Annotated in this window: 20 protein-coding genes; 3 read left to right on the top strand and 17 right to left on the bottom strand. The window is 56.3% G+C overall.

The window, feature by feature from the left end; translation table 11 throughout:
* Positions 1-119: 119 nt before the first annotated feature.
* A complete protein-coding gene (gene polA / locus ACN9MW_RS06990; RefSeq protein WP_426169065.1) occupies positions 120-2,873 on the bottom strand; it encodes a DNA polymerase I in 2,754 nt (917 codons plus the stop codon).
* A gap of 109 nt (positions 2,874-2,982) precedes the next feature.
* Between polA and ACN9MW_RS06985 the strand changes: the two genes are divergently transcribed.
* The 3 genes from ACN9MW_RS06985 to ACN9MW_RS06975 are packed head-to-tail and all read left to right on the top strand — an operon-like array spanning position 2,983 to position 5,178.
* Entirely contained in the window at positions 2,983-3,402 is a 420-nt protein-coding gene (locus tag ACN9MW_RS06985) for a hypothetical protein (RefSeq protein WP_426169063.1), read from the top strand.
* A gap of 36 nt (positions 3,403-3,438) precedes the next feature.
* Positions 3,439-4,395, top strand: a complete 957-nt coding sequence (locus ACN9MW_RS06980; RefSeq protein WP_426169061.1) for a homoserine kinase — start codon at positions 3,439-3,441, stop codon at positions 4,393-4,395.
* Positions 4,396-5,178: a BPSS1780 family membrane protein gene (locus ACN9MW_RS06975; RefSeq protein ID WP_426169058.1), complete on the top strand. Its 783-nt coding sequence runs from the start codon at positions 4,396-4,398 to the stop codon at positions 5,176-5,178. It abuts the gene before it with no gap.
* Positions 5,179-5,907: 729 nt separating this feature from the next.
* Here ACN9MW_RS06975 and ACN9MW_RS06970 read toward each other — a convergent pair.
* The 16 genes from ACN9MW_RS06970 to ACN9MW_RS06895 all read right to left on the bottom strand — a co-directional run bounded on the left by ACN9MW_RS06970 (position 5,908) and on the right by ACN9MW_RS06895 (position 15,836).
* Entirely contained in the window at positions 5,908-6,360 is a 453-nt protein-coding gene (locus tag ACN9MW_RS06970; RefSeq protein WP_426169056.1) for a DUF4275 family protein, read from the bottom strand.
* A gap of 38 nt (positions 6,361-6,398) precedes the next feature.
* Positions 6,399-6,902 carry a DUF6985 domain-containing protein gene (locus tag ACN9MW_RS06965; protein WP_426169053.1) on the bottom strand — a complete coding sequence of 168 codons (504 nt, stop codon included), beginning with the start codon at positions 6,900-6,902 and terminating at the stop codon, positions 6,399-6,401.
* A 101-nt stretch (positions 6,903-7,003) separates the two neighbouring features.
* The gene (locus tag ACN9MW_RS06960) at positions 7,004-7,390 is read right to left on the bottom strand and encodes an acyl carrier protein (protein WP_426172133.1); all 387 of its coding nucleotides are present in this window, start codon (positions 7,388-7,390) and stop codon (positions 7,004-7,006) included.
* 401 nt (positions 7,391-7,791) lie between these two features.
* A complete protein-coding gene (locus ACN9MW_RS06955) occupies positions 7,792-8,292 on the bottom strand; it encodes a hypothetical protein (RefSeq protein ID WP_426169050.1) in 501 nt (166 codons plus the stop codon).
* A gap of 1,558 nt (positions 8,293-9,850) precedes the next feature.
* The gene (locus ACN9MW_RS06950) at positions 9,851-10,312 is read right to left on the bottom strand and encodes a DUF695 domain-containing protein (RefSeq protein WP_426169047.1); all 462 of its coding nucleotides are present in this window, start codon (positions 10,310-10,312) and stop codon (positions 9,851-9,853) included.
* Positions 10,313-10,402: 90 nt separating this feature from the next.
* A complete protein-coding gene (locus tag ACN9MW_RS06945) occupies positions 10,403-10,915 on the bottom strand; it encodes a hypothetical protein (protein WP_426169045.1) in 513 nt (170 codons plus the stop codon).
* A gap of 86 nt (positions 10,916-11,001) precedes the next feature.
* Complete coding sequence (locus ACN9MW_RS06940) at positions 11,002-11,274, bottom strand: hypothetical protein (RefSeq protein ID WP_426169042.1); 273 nt, start codon at positions 11,272-11,274, stop codon at positions 11,002-11,004.
* Between the two features lie 121 nt (positions 11,275-11,395).
* Positions 11,396-11,914, bottom strand: coding sequence for a DUF7716 domain-containing protein (locus ACN9MW_RS06935; RefSeq protein WP_426169040.1), 519 nt, complete (start codon positions 11,912-11,914; stop codon positions 11,396-11,398).
* A gap of 20 nt (positions 11,915-11,934) precedes the next feature.
* A complete protein-coding gene (locus ACN9MW_RS06930) occupies positions 11,935-12,384 on the bottom strand; it encodes a hypothetical protein (RefSeq protein ID WP_426169037.1) in 450 nt (149 codons plus the stop codon).
* An 85-nt stretch (positions 12,385-12,469) separates the two neighbouring features.
* Positions 12,470-12,883 carry a hypothetical protein gene (locus ACN9MW_RS06925; protein WP_426169035.1) on the bottom strand — a complete coding sequence of 138 codons (414 nt, stop codon included), beginning with the start codon at positions 12,881-12,883 and terminating at the stop codon, positions 12,470-12,472.
* A gap of 78 nt (positions 12,884-12,961) precedes the next feature.
* A complete protein-coding gene (locus ACN9MW_RS06920) occupies positions 12,962-13,351 on the bottom strand; it encodes a MoaD/ThiS family protein (protein ID WP_426169033.1) in 390 nt (129 codons plus the stop codon).
* Between the two features lie 16 nt (positions 13,352-13,367).
* Entirely contained in the window at positions 13,368-13,895 is a 528-nt protein-coding gene (locus ACN9MW_RS06915) for a hypothetical protein (protein WP_426169030.1), read from the bottom strand.
* Entirely contained in the window at positions 13,892-14,422 is a 531-nt protein-coding gene (locus ACN9MW_RS06910) for a hypothetical protein (protein ID WP_426169027.1), read from the bottom strand. The genes ACN9MW_RS06915 and ACN9MW_RS06910 overlap by 4 nt, the downstream gene beginning before the upstream one ends.
* 356 nt (positions 14,423-14,778) lie before the next feature.
* Positions 14,779-15,066 carry a DUF2695 domain-containing protein gene (locus tag ACN9MW_RS06905; RefSeq protein WP_426169025.1) on the bottom strand — a complete coding sequence of 96 codons (288 nt, stop codon included), beginning with the start codon at positions 15,064-15,066 and terminating at the stop codon, positions 14,779-14,781.
* 86 nt (positions 15,067-15,152) lie between these two features.
* Entirely contained in the window at positions 15,153-15,470 is a 318-nt protein-coding gene (locus ACN9MW_RS06900) for a hypothetical protein (protein WP_426169022.1), read from the bottom strand.
* Positions 15,471-15,557: 87 nt separating this feature from the next.
* Positions 15,558-15,836: a hypothetical protein gene (locus ACN9MW_RS06895; RefSeq protein WP_426169020.1), complete on the bottom strand. Its 279-nt coding sequence runs from the start codon at positions 15,834-15,836 to the stop codon at positions 15,558-15,560.
* Positions 15,837-15,973: the final 137 nt, after the last annotated feature.

Raw genomic sequence — 15,973 nt, 5'->3', positions numbered from 1 at the left:
AATTGAATGACAATTGCAGCAGCCTGATATGACAAAAATTGTCAACCCGATTGCCAAATTCTGTCAGCCCCACAGGAAATGGCACAGGCAAAACAACGGCTCGAGGGCTACCAGTCGGCTTAGTGGGCTTCTTCCCAGTTGCAGCCAACGCCCACTTCGGCCACCAGCGGCACCTTGAGTTCGGCCACGCCGGCCATCAGCTTCGGCAGCATGTCCTTGACCAAGGCCAGTTCGGCGTCCGGCACTTCCAGCACCAGCTCGTCATGCACCTGCATGATCATCTTGGTCGCCAGTCCTTCGCGCTCGATCCAGTCCTGCACCGCGATCATGGCCAGCTTGATCAGGTCCGCCGCCGTGCCCTGCATCGGCGCATTGATCGCCGCGCGTTCGGCGCCCTGGCGGCGCGGGCCATTTGGCGAGTTGATCTCCGGCAGCCACAAGCGGCGGCCGAACACGGTCTGCACATAACCTTGCGCCTTGGCTTCGGCGCGGGTTTCGTCCATGTAGCGCTTGACGCCGGCAAAGCGGGCGAAATAGCGGTCAATGTAGTTCTGCGCGGCGGTGCGGTCGATGCCAAGGTTTGCCGCCAGGCCGAAGGCGCTCATGCCGTAGATCAGGCCGAAATTGATCACCTTGGCATAACGGCGCTGCTCCGGCTGCACATCGGCTGGCGCCACGCCGAAGATCTCGGCGGCGGTGGCGCGGTGGATGTCTTCGCCTTCGTGGAAGGCGCGCAGCATCGCTTCATCGCCTGAAATATGGGCCATGATGCGCAGCTCGATCTGCGAGTAGTCGGCCGACACGATGTGCGCGCCAGGCGGCGCGATGAATGCTTCGCGGATGCGGCGGCCTTCGGCGGTACGCACCGGAATGTTCTGCAGGTTGGGATCGTTGGACGCCAGGCGGCCTGTGATCGCCACCGCTTGGGCATAGTTGGTATGCACGCGGCCGGTCAGCCTGTTGATCATCTTTGGCAGCTTGTCGGTATAGGTCGACTTGAGCTTGGCCATGCCGCGGTATTCCAGCAGCACTTTCGGCAGCGGATAATCTTCCGCCAGCTTTTGCAGCACTTCCTCATCGGTCGATGGCGCGCCGCTCGGGGTCTTTTTCACCACCGGCAGTTCCAGCTTGGTGAAGAAGATCTCGCCGATCTGCTTGGGCGAGCCGAGGTTGAACGGCTGCCCTGCCAGCTCGTAGGCTTTCTGCTCCAGTTCCAGGATGCGCGCCCCCAGTTCGTTGGACTGGGTCGCCAGCAGGGCGGCATCAATCAACACGCCGTTGCGCTCGATCTTCTGCAGCACCACGGCGGTCGGCAGCTCGATGGTGTTGTAGATGCGGGTCAGGCCTTCGTCGCCGGAGACCTGGCCGTGCATGGCCAGGTGCAGGCGCAGCGTGATGTCGGCATCTTCCGCCGCGTACTCGGTGGCGCGGCCGATTTCAACCTGGTCGAAGCCGATCTGGCTGGCGCCCTTGCCGCACACTTCTTCGTAAGCGATGGCCTTGTGGTTCAGGTGGCGCAGCGCCAGGCTGTCCATGTCGTGGGTGCGGTGCGACTCGAACACGTACGATTGCAGCAGCGTGTCGTGCACGATGCCGCGCAGGGTCACGCCGTGGTTGGCGAAGACGTGCGCGTCGTACTTCAGGTTCTGGCCCAGTTTCGGCTTGCTGCCGTCTTCCAGCCAGGGCTTCAGCTTCGACAGCACCCAGTCGCGCTGCAGCTGCTGCGGCGCGTCAGGGTAACGGTGCGCCAGCGGAATGTAGCAGGCAATGCCAGGCTCGGTGGACAGCGAAATGCCGACCATTTCGGCCAACATCGGTTCCAGCGAAGTGGTTTCGGTATCGAGCGCGGTCAGCGCGGCGGCATCGATGCGCGCCAGCCATGCTTCCAACTGCTCTTCGGTCAGCACGGTTTCGTAGCTGATGGTCGCCGGCGGCGCGGCAAACAGGTCGGCCGTGGCGCCCGGTGCCGGCACGGCAGCGGCAGCACTGCCCGGTGCCGGCGCGGCCGGGGTCAGGCCGGACAGCTCGCGCAGCAGGGTCTTGAAGCCGTACTTGGTGAAGAAGGCGACCAGCTGTTCGCGGTCTTCATCCTTGGCGCCCAGCGATTCCGAAATCGACATCATGTGCGCCGACAGGTCGCAATCGGTCTTCACGGTAATCAGCTCGCGCCCCTTCGGCAGCCATTCCAGCGCCGCGCGCAGGTTGCCGCCCACCACGCCGCCGATCTTGTCGGCGTTTTCCATGATGCCGGCCAGGCTGTCGTACTCCTGCAGCCACTTCAGCGCGGTTTTCGGGCCGCACTTGGCCACGCCCGGCACGTTGTCGACGGTATCGCCGATCAGGGTCAGGTAATCGATGATGCGGTTCGGCGGCACGCCGAACTTGGCCAGCACACCCGCCTCGTCCAGCTTTTCATTGGTCATGGTGTTGATCAGCATGACTTTCGGCGTCACCAGCTGGGCCAGGTCCTTGTCGCCGGTGGAAATCACCACGTCCAGGCCGGCCTGCTCAGCCTGCACCGACAGGGTGCCGATCACGTCGTCCGCTTCCACCCCCTCCACCATCAGGATCGGCCAGCCCATGGCACGCACCGCTTCGTGGATAGGCTCGATCTGCAGGCGCAGGTCGTCCGGCATCGGCGCCCGGGTCGCCTTATAGTCGGGATACATATCGTCCCGGAAAGTCTTGCCCTTGGCATCGAAGACGCAGGCAATGTAGGCAGCCGGGAAATCGGCGCGCAGGCGGCGCAGCATATTGACCATGCCGTGCATGGCGCCGGTTGGATAGCCTTCGGCACTGCGCAGGTCAGGCAAGGCATGGAAGGCACGGTACAGGTAGCTGGAACCATCGACCAGCAACAGGGTCTTTTGCATAGCGGGGGAGTGGTGTAAATCTCAATATTCCATTATCGCAGAGTTTTACAACGGGACAGGAGGGCATTTGATACAATGGTCAAACCAATAAATTGAACGAAATCCCATCATGCGCGCCCACACTTCCTGGCTTGCCCTCCCCCTAGTCCTGCTGGCTTCCGGCGCCCTGGCGCAGTCTGCCCCGCCCCAGCCGCAGCAACTGGAACGCATCGAGGAAGTGGACAATCCGGTCACCGTCACGGCCAAGCCGGGCCGGGAAACCAAGATTGTGGAAAAGCGCGAAGGTGGCCGCGTGACCGAAGCCAAGGTCAAGAGCGGCGGAAGCACGTATACCGTCAAGCCGAATACCCCGGCTGGCAGCGCACTGCCCGGCGATGCAGCCGGCTCGGCCAACCGTGGCCCGCAGTGGACTGTGCTGGAGTTCGACCTCCTCAGCAAGAAGAAGAAACGCTCTGCCGAGGAAGCGGAAAAGGAAGACGGCCCGCCGCCACCTCCACCGCCAGCCCAGCCGGCCGCGCCGACCAAGTAAGCGCGCGCCCCGTACGAACACTTAACCTGGTTTCTCATGGCAGTTTTTACCCCGGTCTCACTGGAAGATGTCGGCCATTGGATCAAGCAATTCCCCCTTGGCAAAGCCCTCGCGCTGAAAGGCATCGCGTCCGGCATCGAGAACAGCAATTTTTTCCTGACTACCGAGCGCGGCGAGTTCGTGCTCACGATTTTTGAAAACCTGACGTTCGAGCAGCTGCCGTTCTACCTGCAGCTGATGCGCCACCTGGCCGACCACGGCGTGCTGGTGCCGGCGCCCGTCCCCAACGACCAGGGCGAACTTTGCGTGCCGCTGCACGGCAAGCCGGCCGCCATCGTCTCCAAGCTGGAAGGCAAGCCGCAAATGGCGCCGCAACCGGTGCACTGCGCTGCCGTCGGCGCCATGCTGGCGCGCATGCACCTGGCCGCCCAGGACTTCGCCCTGCAGCAGCCCAACCTGCGCGGCTTGCCATGGTGGCGCGAAGCCACCGCCGCCGTGCTGCCGCACCTGGCGCTGGAACAAGCCCACCTGCTGCACGATGAAATGAAGTTCCAGGAAGCGCTGCACGCCTCCGACGACTACCACGCCCTGCAGCGCGGCCCGGTGCACGCCGACCTGTTCCGCGACAACGTGATGTTCGACGGCGAGCGCCTGACCGGTTTCTTCGACTTCTACTTTGCCGGCTGCGATAGCTGGCTGTTCGACGTCGCAGTGACCGTCAACGACTGGTGCATCGACCTGGCGACCGGCGCCCTCGACGAAGCACGCGTGCGCGCCATGCTGGACGCCTACCACGCGGTGCGGCCTTTCACCGCCACCGAGCATTCGCTGTGGCCGGCCCTGCTGCGTGCCGGCTCCTTGCGCTTCTGGCTGTCGCGCCTGTACGATTTTTATTTGCCGCGCGCCGCCGAAATGCTGACGCCGCACGACCCGACCCACTTTGAGCGCATCCTGCGCACACGCATTGCCGTTCCGGCCCCGGAGTTGTATTAAATGAGTAACATCCCCGCCAGCGCAGGCGTCGCCTGGATTCGCGAAGGCTTCGCCATCTTCCGCAAACAGCCCGGCGGGCTGATGCTATTGATGCTGGCCTACCTGGTGGCGGGTGTGGTGCTGGGAATTATTCCCCTGCTGGGGCAATGGCTGCCAATGATCCTGGCGCCGGTATTCACCGCAGTCTTCGTGCAGGCCTGCGCCGCCGCCGATCGCAAGCAAAGCCTGACGCCGGAAATGCTGCGCCCGGTCTTCCAGAAACCGATTTTCCCGCGCCTGGCCGGACTGGGGGCGCTGTTCGTCCTGGTGCTGGCCCTGCTGGCCATGCTGTTTGCGTCCGTGGTCGGCATGGACACGATGCGCCAGCTGGCGGAGCAGCAGGCAAAGCCGGATGCAGCAGCAGCGGCCGCGGCTGCCAACGGCAACTTCGGCTGGGCCATGTTTGTGATCTTCCTGCTGTCGCTGCCGCTCAGCATGGCGATGCTGTTCGCCGCGCCGCTAATCTTCTGGCAGCAAATGCGGGTCGGCAAAGCGCTGTTCTACAGCTTCTTTGCCGTCTGGCGAGCGCTGCGTGCCTTCCTGCTGTATTTCGTATGCTGGGTGGCGATTGTGATGCTGCTGACTAATGTGGTGCTGCTCCTGCTCGGCAAGACCCTGCTGGGCATGGCAGTGCTGCAATCGTCGCTGATGGTACTCGTCATGGTCATCCAATGCTCGGTATACGCCGCTTATAAGGCTATTTTTGGCGAGCCGGCGCTGCCGGGAGCGGCGCCAGGTCAATAAACCTCTCGAGCACACATTCACTTGGCGCGTTCACGCCAGATATACGTTTGAACCGGGCAGTCATCTGCGTGATTGATCGCCCGCTCCGGCCAGTGGCGTCCGGATAGCTGGTAACGCTGAGAAGGTCGCCATCAATCGAGAACTCGTTCGGACGCAAATACCCTACCGACTGCGCCATATGGCTGCCTCTTCGAGGCTGCTGCGTGTATGTTGACGCAGATTCCACCTGGTACTCGAGTGTGAGCCATGAGGTTGGCCTGGATTTGGCCCAGCGCAGGTCACGAAAATTTCCGAATCCGAGTAGAAGCGCGTGCACTCCGTAGTAGTTCGCTGCACCACGCCATCGCTGAAACGAGTCTCAGCCTCACTACCGCCCCAGCATCCGAGAAGCTCACCAGGCCGCCCAACTTCGGCGGCAAAAGTATTCGTCATGAGAGCTAAGAACAGTAAGGTTGAGATCTGCAATTTCATGGGGAATACCGAAGTCAGCGACCGTCGCGTATCGGGTCTGCCCCTTGGGTCTGACCCTGAATTACCGGTTCTGGTTTGAAAATCGAAAGAGTGCAAAAGTCAGGCTGGCGCACAGGCCGCATGATCGCCGCGACCGCAGTTGTCTCATCCCAAAAGTGCAAACCCGGTAACCCAGGGTCAGACCCAAGGGTCCGCCCCATCCGCGCCGCCGCTACTGGCAAGCCTTGAATGCGCTCATTCCCCCCGATCATAAAACCCTTAGGCCCATCCTTTCCGACGCGCCGCCTCGGCCTGGCGTCGCTTCTCCAGCTTGAACTGATTTTCAGCATCCAGTTTCACAAAGTCAGGATGGCGCGCAAAGTACGGGCCCAGCCAGCCGTCTTCGTGCGTGAATGCCATGGTCCACGCGAGGTTTGGCGGGAACACATAGTAGTCGGCAAGCGACGATGACTTGGGGAGCAAATCGGTAACAAAGGCCAATTTGCGATCGTTCGACAGGACGACGAACTCCATGCCCGCCTGTTGCTCGTATTGTTGAATTGCTTCGGCGCCGGCAATACTCGGATAGCGCGCGGCGCTGAAGACATGCCAGAGGTACGCCTTTGTGTTGGCGCCTTGCCGGTTCTTGCCAAATACCGCGAGCCAGTCGTCGGCAAGCTGGCTCGCCTCCGCCTCGGAGAACTGGCGCACTACGCTGCCCGGATGAATCATTTCCTTAACCCGCATACGCTTCCCTGGTCAGCCGCAGGTCAGTCCGAAGCCTTGGTCCCAGATGGTTCGCTGGCATATTGCCGCGCCAGCGTCTCAGAGAACGCCGTTTCGAGAGAACCAACGCGAAGCACCGTACTTCCCGACAACAACACACCAACGCCCCAGCGGTCCCACGTGCAGCCCAGTTCCGCACCAATGATCGTACCAGGCACATCTGGCAAGTGATGGATATATATCGCATTGAGACTAATATGACGTAGCACCTCTTCCCTTGACTGAATGTTGGGCAATGGATTGTCGTGTTTTCGCGTAGATGAACTGGTGGCCAGCAACTCTGCGCAGTTGCTATGAACCGCATCAACAATCGAGTGGCCAATTTCTTCGGAGTTCTCAAGCACCCACTCCACGATTTCCATTTCCCGCTCCGATAAAGGAACAGGTTCGCGCCCGTAAGGAGCGTAAATCAAGTAGATATCCAACTGACGGTCGGCAGCCTGAAAATTAATCTCTCCCCAACGTTGACCGCTGACGCGTGCAACCATCAATGTGTCGTTGACACAGGAAAACGATAATCTTTCGGAAGACATAACTGAGGCCCTAGCGTGCGCTGGTTAGAAAGTTTGAGATCGGAATGTACCATGGCTCACGGTTGCCCCTGTACTCCAGTTTTTTTATGTACAAGACTTACAATGTCTTCAACCGTGTGGGCGTTCAAGGCTTCGTCGTCCGAGATCTCAATGTGAAACCGTTCTTCCAACGCACACACCACTTCCACGTCCGCCATCGAGTCAAAGGACCAAAAGAAACTCAGGTTCTTAGAAAAATCGTCGGTATCTACAAGCCGAGACAAGTCTGCAGAAAGCTGCGTTTCGAGCACGTCTCGCACGCCAGCCACCACAGAAAGTGGAAAGCCCTTCTTCAGAAAATACGTTTCATAGAACGTCTCGGGCGTGAGGGATTCGCGGCCCTGGAACGCACGCTCAATCCTTCTTCTCCGCCGCCAGGCGTCGAGCCGCACAGAGGTGGGCATCAACACGACGACGCATAGAATTATCACGAAAGTTTTGATGCCTGCCTCCTGACGTGGATGACAATCACCTTAGCCAAACGACGACGAAAAGCACGAGCACGGACAACCCCAAGAGTTGAAGAATGCCTTTTGCGCTGACCGAATAGTCCCGCTTCCTTATTTCAGCCGCTCGCTCCGACATAGAACGGATGAACTCCTCTTCAAAGTCAATCAGCGCGCTGAGCTGAGCGTGTTCGTCAGGACTAGCACTTGCAGTGAGCGTGGACCGTTCCCGCTCAAGATCTCTCTTCCTCCTTCTTGCGAGTTCGATCGGGCCTGGGCTGAACAAGAAACGACCGAGGCCTTTCCTTACCTGCGTGAACCGTCCTTCTGTAAAGATCGGCATTAGAACCCCTTACCCTTCAACGGAATGACCTGACAAATGGGCCCTCTGGGGAAAAGAGGAAAACACCGCCATACTGGTAAGTAGCTTGCGTCACGGTGGCACGGATAACTCGATCGTCTTGTAGCAAGAACTCGATTTTTTCCTTGCCAGTGGGCGCACGAAGTGGGATTGGCAGGACCAAGAAAATAGGCATCACTCCACCCCAAATTGTGTCGAACTCGTAAGTCCATAGTTCGGCTTTCGGTTCTTCTGAAACTGCCTTCACGCGTGTCGGCTTACCCCAGTTTTCCCGCATCCAGCTGGTGGTCGGTGTCGAAATCCAGCGACCGTCTTGCTTATCAGTTCCTGGAGAGATTGCAGGCGGATTAGCGGATGGAGACTTTGCACTGAGTGAAACGCTCGGCATCTCAGTTTGCGTTGTCTTTTCTCCATACTGAACAAGGCCCACGCATCCCTGTAACGAAGTACTCATTAGCAGGATCATGAATAACGTTTTCAACCGTTGGAACTGACTCATAAGAGGCTCTTTCTAGATCATAACAACATAACCGTTCAGCCATCCCGAGGACGGCGGCCGGCGGCATTGTTGGGACGTTTCGTTTTTTTGCGTCACGAATATACGACTTACGAATATGTCGTGGAACCCAAGACGCCAGTATGGCTTCAGCGTACTTTTGCTCAAGGTCGATTCGTCCAGAAACAGGCTTCGAGTGGCAGGCGCCGTCCATGTCGCCTCGAGCGCCGTTGGATGATATCGGGTCTAGTAAGCATGACGCCTGGCGCGCAGGTTCAACCTCACCGTCAGGCGTCCGCCGGATTGAATGATTGGGCATTCGCGCTAGCTCTTTCCCATATTGAGAACCGGACCTATGCTCCGCAGTACTGCCGACAATACTACAAGGAAGGCTAGGACCGACCAGATCTTGGACCCAGTGTATTTCCGCCCCGCGTTCCAAAGCGCCACGAGCAAGACACACAAATAGATCAGGAACGTGGCTCCAATCCAGTACGCCAAGTCATCCGACGCTACAGTACGTAGCGCAATGTTGACAAGGAAATTGGGAAGAACTCCAAATAACCAATATGTTTTCGCAAGGCCAAACTCACCGTGAATGAATTTTTCGTAGAGGCCCGCGTTGGGCTGCTTCGCGGATGTCTGTCCAGTGGTGCTTTGTGATTCGTTCATATTCAACCTAAAAATTTCCCCTCAGGGCCTGCGTACTTAACGTGTGGGTTCGGTCGCACCGAAGGCGTCGGCCGGAATGCAAAGTGAGCCTATACCGCAATCGTACCGGCTTGCCACCCCTCTACAAACTCGGTTATCGATGGAGACAAAATCTCAAAGTGATCTTCCATCGGGTAATACGCCCAGAATCCCTCATACCCGAGCCGATATCCAAATCCAATTCCATCGACACCGGCACGTCCAACTTGTAAGAAGCCCCTCTCGCCGATTTCGTCGATTTGAGATAACGGTTCCAGAAGCCAAAGGCAGGAAGCCTCATCCCAAAGACCGTCCACGCTCCAGACTGAAGTGAGGTAGTCGGCACATTGATATCGTTCGAATCGACTGCGAGAGATGTTCATGATGCTTAAAGTTGGACTTGACCGGCTGTTGCAGCGCGGCACGATGCTGGGGTCCGATTAACGGAATTGTTGGGCATTATACGAACTCCTTGAATAAGTAGACCTGATAGCCACGACCCTGCGTGAAGCCGCGCGGCTCCCATCACTGATCATGCGATTTCAAATACACCTTGAAACGTATTTGGCCAGAGGACTGAATAGCGCTCGTCATCAAGAAGCCTATACGCAGCCGTAATCTGTTCAAGAAGCCCTTTCTCCGCAAGCAAATCTGTGACGTGTTCGAAGGACGCTTCGACCGTGATTGCTCAGCGGCGAGCGGAAGCGGGCATCGCCCGCTGTAGCACGTCCGCTGGAGCAGAAGGCCAAAACAATTACTGCTCCTTTTGACCGTCGCGTTCCAGTAGTTCCAGGTGCCGACCTCCTTACCATTTTCATAGTGTCCCTCAGCCGCCAGTTGGCCATTTCCGTGAGTCCGGTTGACGGAATTGTTATGCGAATTTCGCAAAAACGTCATAGACGCTCCACTTTGGATCCCGCTCTGCTACACATTGAACTTCATGTGAAGTTACATCAGACATGATTTGTTTGTGGACATCGGCAATGCCTGCAGCGTTGCCAACGTAGAACACGAATTCCTTAAAGGTCCCGGTTGTAATGGCTAGGACTTGAACCGATGGCCCCAACTTTCGGACATGGGAGAGAATCGAGTCTTCGACGAGGGAGAGCTCCTGATTTTCTTCGGGGACAGGTAGCCCATCCGGATTTGCCTGCTTCAAAGGAACGGCAAAGCCAACGCGGATATCAAGTGCTGGGTGCTTAGCCCACGACTTTGCCGTTTCGTTGAAACGGACAATCATCGGACCGCCGTTTCCCGTCGTTTCGGCGATCGACCACTTGTGATTATCATCGTCGAGCGTTTCTATTGGGAGGTGTTTTTTTTGAAGGGCCACATAGCTAAGTTTTTTCAGGCATAACGCGAGCGATAATCGGCGGCTGGAGCGCGCAGCGCGGACGCCGTCCGGTTGATTAGTGGGTTAGGCTTAAGCGTCGAATTCAAGGCAATGCAATCCGCAGTCTTTTGCAAGAGAGATAAGTGGTTCGGCACGCTCTCTGGAGTTGAAGAAGGCAACGTTGGTGTCGTCCCAAGAGGCGACCAAGATACAATCATACTCAGGCAGCAAGACGAATTGAGTAGGAGCCCTACTGGGATCAAAACGGCAGCGCTCAAGGAATCCGCCCTTATCGAGGTACTTCTTCAACACCAGCTTTGACTTATGTGGCCAGCGCCCGCGATACCTAACCGCATAAATGTCAGTAGCATCGAATAGAGCCTCCCAGTGCGACAGGAACTTCCGATCGCGTTCGATCCGCTCCGGTCCGTCATAGCAGTCCATCAAATTCCACTCGGTTTCGTCGCGAAGCCAGTGATCAAAAACCGAAATACCAAATCGCCCCATCGAATGGGGTTCATGCTCAAGTACTGCCTGGAACTCAGGAAACTGGCGGCGCAACGAAGCTTGGGTCTCTGTGTCCGGAACGGTGAAGATCTTCATCGACTCTCTAAACGTGCAAGATCACCGGACTGCGCGGCTTTTCGCGCAGGTCCGGTCGAATGTAAGGTTGGGCAATAGCGTCATGTTCAGATTCCGGAAAGCCACCGCTTTAAGATCGACAACTCACGCCACAGTTGGTGTGGATCACCTCGAATGGAAAAAGGTTCGTCAGCTTCATCGAACTCAAGCAAGAGTCGCTCCATTATTTCTCGGTGAGCAGGAGTCAGAGATTTCCAAATTGCTTCACGATTTGCACTCTCGAAAAGAAACCCGAGTGCTGCGGACACAACTTCGCCGTCGGTATATAGGCCGCGGTCGTAGCCTTCAAGGAGCCTAGAGTAGTCTTCAATCTTATCCATGAGGGTATTCATATGCCTAAAGCAGACGTGAGCTCAGGTTTGGCCCAATGTGCCGTGCCAACCGGCACGACAAACGCGCAGCGATTGGCGTGTCCGGTTGAGCAAATTGTTGGGCAAATACTTACTCCAGAAACGGACATGGTTCTTTCCTGATCATTTCGAAGTGATGTATCCAACAAAGAACGCTGTGATGAATCGCACCGCGCGGGCATCCCTCGGCATGGCACGGCTCCGTCGGTCGTTCGGCACCCAATGAATCAAAAAACTCTCTATCCCACTTGAGCTTCGCTTCTTCCCAAGGAGGGGGTTCCGGTGCTCCAGGCTCAGGCAACCATGCATCAAAGCGCCAATAATAAATAAAGGACTCCAGCATGAGTTCGTCCGACGGAGAGTCTTGGAATTGCCGAGCAGCGTTTACCGTGTCCTCAATCGTTGGCGTGTCCAAGCCCTCCGAAGGGAACCCGTGTTCACTTGCGATAGCCTGAGGGTCATCATCTGAATCAGAAACGACCAATAGGCAAGCAGAATCAAGGCTAGGATTTTTGTCGCAGGGCAGATAAAGCCAACCGTCCTCTAGTTTTGCGGCCGCGGCAGCGCGAAGCGCGAAGCGCATTGTTAACGAACGTACTGAGGTAGTCATTGCTCTTGGGCCCAACGTGATTATTCAGCGGGCGCCGCAGGCGATCCGCTGGAATTGATTGTTAGCCCATAGTCGTTCGCAAGCACAGCGGAAAGCTTAGATTCACTCAGGCCACTTCCAAACCAGAACCCCAAGAAGGAAGCCAGAGTATCGCGCATGTCGAGAGCCTTTGGCGGGTACAGTACATGAATTGCCGTTCGAGTACGCAGTACATCAGCATCTTGAGACATATCTCGCCCGTTGATTGAATTCCACAGGCGAACTCGCTCTTTTTCAAGGTCGGACTCAGTCGCCACCCCGGTCGAAAATCGATTTGCCACTGCAGCGGCATCTCGGGCTTGAAGTGGTAAATCGTCAGTTACCCGATACAGCGCGTCGATCATAAACTTCTGAGCGAGAGCCACCTCACTCGGATCATCCAAATCAGCCGTTGCTGCAATCAGTTCAAAGTAGTCGTTGGCGTTCTTCATTGGCTAACGTTTGACGTAGCCGGACGCTACAGCGCGCAGCGATGTAGCGGTCCGGTTGACGGAAGTGTTATGCAGCTTAGGAGGCTCACTCACCTGACACGACCAATTTGGAGAGGGCTGATTGAAAGGTGTTCGGACTAGACACCGCGCGCTCAAGCCAGGTACGCCCGCTCTCCGATAAATCAACGTACGGTTTGCCTCGAGCGAGGAAGTCTTTGAGCCATTCTGATACGGCGGCCTCAGTTTCGATGCCGAGAGCGTATAGCGGACGCAGCGCAATAGGGAGCAATGCACTTTCCAGGTATGGTTTGCTTTGGCAGATAGGCGCGATTGCGAAAAAAAGGTATTGAGCGGCGCTGTCGCAGTTTGTTTGCAGCGAGCGCTCAATTCCATCGATCACGAACAGCACGTCGGCGTCCGCAACTGATGATGTTGAAGCAGCCAAATCCGCATGCAATTTGTATAAGGGGCGTTCCCAGTTCAGGATCATCTTAGGCATAACGTCGCTGTTCAGCGGCACCGTCGGGCGTCCGCTGGAACAAATGGTCGGAACAAAACGTGTTGCGATTGTAGAAATTCAGCAAATTAACACTCCCGCTTCTACAACATCATTCGGCTCAAGTGGAAAGTCGAGTGCTTGCTTGGGGCATATTTCAATTCCATTGCGCATCACATGGATGTCAACCAAGATAAATTCGGGCTTGAAGTCGTTGCCAAAGTAACGGAAGTACTTTGGCGGATCATGAAGTGCGAAGCAAAATCCAGTAGAAGATTCGTACTCCTCAAGCAGCCCGCCAAGGGTTGTCGCTTCGGATGCGAACCCAGGATTCTCCACAAGTTCGCGCAGATCCGGCATTTCAAATTGCGGATGATCAGGGGTGTAAAGAACTGGCATATTTAGGCAGAAATCCAACGTGTTGAATTCAACGGCGCCGCAGGCGTCCGCTGGAATGATGGGTTGGGACAAAAAAAGTATGCATGACTCATTTCTTGACCTTCAACAAGCCGAGAACATCTTTTTCCAAACGACTATCGATCCAAGGCTCCGGCGGGAAAACAGGGGCCAATGAACCTTCGGATTCCTTTAGCATCAGAATTACCGGATAGTGATCCGACTTTGCAGCCAAGTCTGTGTCCATATGCCACCCCGGCCAGAACTCAACGTCGCGGACCTCTCCTTTGCGTAAAGCATTTCCGCGAAGCACGCGAACAATTCGCATTTTTGACACGAGGACGTTCCCCAGCCCAGGGCCGGTTCGGAATTGCCCTTTCAGAAGGATCGAGCCGTCAGCAGTTCGCCCATAAACAGAATCACTCGTTGCCACTGCGATCTGCGTTGCCCCTTGAACCATGTCTTTCAAAGGCATGTCTTGAACTTTAGTCGCCGATGCTAAAGGAAGCACGGCCATAAACAGGACTGCAAGAATACCGCGCAATTGATTCTCCCAGCGTGGGCCATAACCGGCGCGCGCCAGCGCGTCCGTGTTGATGGAAAAGTTGGGATAGGTCACTTTCCAGTCACCGGACTAAAACTAGCGTTTCGAATTGATTTCTCAAGAAAGGATAGTTCTGATTTTGTAAGCGCAGTTCCTTCGTTAGAGCTCAATATCGTATAACTGAAGTTCGCGATTCGAACGTGCGTTGGGCTCACCACATTCGCCACGTGCCACCAAAAGGTTATGGGCGGAGTTCCTTGCTCGGTTTCTCTTGAGACCTTCGTTGAAATGGCATTCCCGTTCGGAAGGATTTCAGATGCGGGGTGACCGATCTGCGCAAGGACTCGATCACTCGTCAACTTTGCGTCCGAATTCGGTGGCTTCGCCGAAATGACATTCAGCCTGAGCGTGCCCGTACCGTCGCCTGGCTCATAGAATGTGCCGCCGCCCTCGGGTTCATACTCTTCGACCCATGCCGCTGGTATGGAAAACTCGACTAGGCCCCCGCGGTAGTTGATCTGTTTCGAGCCAACGGGCTGCGCAGTACCTGAAGCGGCGCTTGTGGTTAATAATGCCGCGATACCGGCGATAAGTTTACGCACTCAAAACTCCCAACGTGGTTGAATTAACCGGCGCGCGTCAGCGCGTCCGTGTTGAATGAACAGTTGGGCGAAGAACACCCACGTACTCGGAGCGACTGCCGTCCCAGCCACAGGTTTTGCAGCGACCATTTTCAAATAGGTGCTCGCATGCCGGATATCCGTACAGAGCCGAGGCACACTCGGCACATAACGAAGCCATCGGCGAACGAGCTGCCACGAACGGGCTTCCGCATTCATCGCAGCGCTTCCCTTCTTCTTTCATCATGCGGCCCAACGTGGGACGTAACCGGCCGTAGCAGCGCGAAGCGATGCGGAGGTTCGGTTGACGGAAGGGTTGGGCATAGAAAAGCTAATGTTCACCGATTTTGCTCCCAGTGATCGCAAGCGTTCGCAATGACTTCACAGTCGCAGTACCCGCCATGTTCTTTGAGCCAGGCGATCGGGGCCTGCCGATCGAAGCCACTGCGATCGAGCCAAGACTCAGTGAATCGGAGGGTGTGATCGCATCCTTCAGCTTCCAGCGCCTGATCGACAGCAGAAAAGAGCTGCTCCATCAATTCGTCTTTCAGCGGGAAGGACGCTCGCGCCTGGATTTTCTGTTCGACTTTCCACGCACGTTTACGATTACGGTCGGTGTTATCCATTAGTTTTCGATCCAGCAGCCCAACGTGTTTGAATTAACCGGCGCGCGTCAGCGCGTCCGTGTTGAATGAATTGTTGGGCAGTTCGCTCACAAATCAGCATGGAAGTTCTCCAAGATTTCGTCTTTCGAAAATCCTGCTCCCAAAATGTCTTTTGGATAGATTAGCCCCTTACGACGAGTAGAAAGGATTCGTTCAATTTTTTCTACCGAGAGCGTATGCCCTTTCAAAGCAACGGCAACGCTGGTGATTTCAGTACGACGGGCAAGAAATTGCTGAAGTTTCTCAAGGCTCAAACCAATGGAATGTGCAGCGGCGATCTCCGCTGCGATGTTGGCAGGGAAACCGGTCCCGACTTCAACGTTCCGGCGCCGTTCAAATTGTTCAAAGTATTCGGATAGCTCCATTACACAGCCCAACGTGACTGTTCAGCGGCGCTGCAAGGCGTCCGCTGGAACTTGTTGTTATGCCGATTTTTCGTTTGCATTCTAGTCTCAACGCGAAATGGCCGCGAATTGTTCTACCAGTTTGCGCAGTGCCGGAGCATGGTGTGAATAGTCCCGCCGACCATCGCTCGATATCTCATACCATTCATTTGTAACGCTAAGGCCGAATATTACGATCCTTGAGCGAAACGGCTCCGGTACTTCAAAGAGGAACTGAGGGTTTTCGCACTCAACCAGAGCTAGCATGAATGCACGTTCTACGACCAGGTCGGGAAGTTCGAATTCCCTATGGTTCTTAAGCAGTTCAGAAATCTCTTGCAGGTTCATGCTATTGCCGCATAACGTGGAATTGAGCGGTGCGCTTTAGCGCGTCCGCTCGAATGTAGGGTTGTGCAACGCGTATGAACTTGCCACGAAGGCAGGGCCACCAGTGCGTCCGCGTCAGCGCCCATGCGACCAGCAGC

It is taken from the genome of Pseudoduganella sp. R-34 (assembly GCF_049904655.1).
In the GTDB taxonomy this organism is placed as follows: Bacteria; Pseudomonadota; Gammaproteobacteria; order Burkholderiales; family Burkholderiaceae_D; genus Rugamonas.
This window is presented reverse-complemented; position numbering and strand designations above follow the sequence as displayed.

What these genes read in the sequence shown, in the direction of transcription:
- ACN9MW_RS06925 (WP_426169035.1), bottom strand. Translation starts at nt 12,883, where the DNA reads ATGCCTAAGATGATCCTGAACTGGGAACGCCCCTTATACAAATTGCAT.
- ACN9MW_RS06895 (WP_426169020.1), bottom strand. Translation starts at nt 15,836, where the DNA reads ATGAACCTGCAAGAGATTTCTGAACTGCTTAAGAACCATAGGGAATTC.
- ACN9MW_RS06930 (WP_426169037.1), bottom strand. Translation starts at nt 12,384, where the DNA reads ATGAAGAACGCCAACGACTACTTTGAACTGATTGCAGCAACGGCTGAT.
- ACN9MW_RS06970 (WP_426169056.1), bottom strand. Translation starts at nt 6,360, where the DNA reads ATGATTCATCCGGGCAGCGTAGTGCGCCAGTTCTCCGAGGCGGAGGCG.
- ACN9MW_RS06965 (WP_426169053.1), bottom strand. Translation starts at nt 6,902, where the DNA reads ATGGTTGCACGCGTCAGCGGTCAACGTTGGGGAGAGATTAATTTTCAG.
- ACN9MW_RS06975 (WP_426169058.1), top strand. Translation starts at nt 4,396, where the DNA reads ATGAGTAACATCCCCGCCAGCGCAGGCGTCGCCTGGATTCGCGAAGGC.
- ACN9MW_RS06900 (WP_426169022.1), bottom strand. Translation starts at nt 15,470, where the DNA reads ATGGAGCTATCCGAATACTTTGAACAATTTGAACGGCGCCGGAACGTT.
- ACN9MW_RS06980 (WP_426169061.1), top strand. Translation starts at nt 3,439, where the DNA reads ATGGCAGTTTTTACCCCGGTCTCACTGGAAGATGTCGGCCATTGGATC.
- ACN9MW_RS06985 (WP_426169063.1), top strand. Translation starts at nt 2,983, where the DNA reads ATGCGCGCCCACACTTCCTGGCTTGCCCTCCCCCTAGTCCTGCTGGCT.
- ACN9MW_RS06955 (WP_426169050.1), bottom strand. Translation starts at nt 8,292, where the DNA reads ATGAGTCAGTTCCAACGGTTGAAAACGTTATTCATGATCCTGCTAATG.
- ACN9MW_RS06935 (WP_426169040.1), bottom strand. Translation starts at nt 11,914, where the DNA reads ATGACTACCTCAGTACGTTCGTTAACAATGCGCTTCGCGCTTCGCGCT.
- ACN9MW_RS06905 (WP_426169025.1), bottom strand. Translation starts at nt 15,066, where the DNA reads ATGGATAACACCGACCGTAATCGTAAACGTGCGTGGAAAGTCGAACAG.
- ACN9MW_RS06945 (WP_426169045.1), bottom strand. Translation starts at nt 10,915, where the DNA reads ATGAAGATCTTCACCGTTCCGGACACAGAGACCCAAGCTTCGTTGCGC.
- ACN9MW_RS06940 (WP_426169042.1), bottom strand. Translation starts at nt 11,274, where the DNA reads ATGGATAAGATTGAAGACTACTCTAGGCTCCTTGAAGGCTACGACCGC.
- ACN9MW_RS06960 (WP_426172133.1), bottom strand. Translation starts at nt 7,390, where the DNA reads ATGCCCACCTCTGTGCGGCTCGACGCCTGGCGGCGGAGAAGAAGGATT.
- polA (WP_426169065.1), bottom strand. Translation starts at nt 2,873, where the DNA reads ATGCAAAAGACCCTGTTGCTGGTCGATGGTTCCAGCTACCTGTACCGT.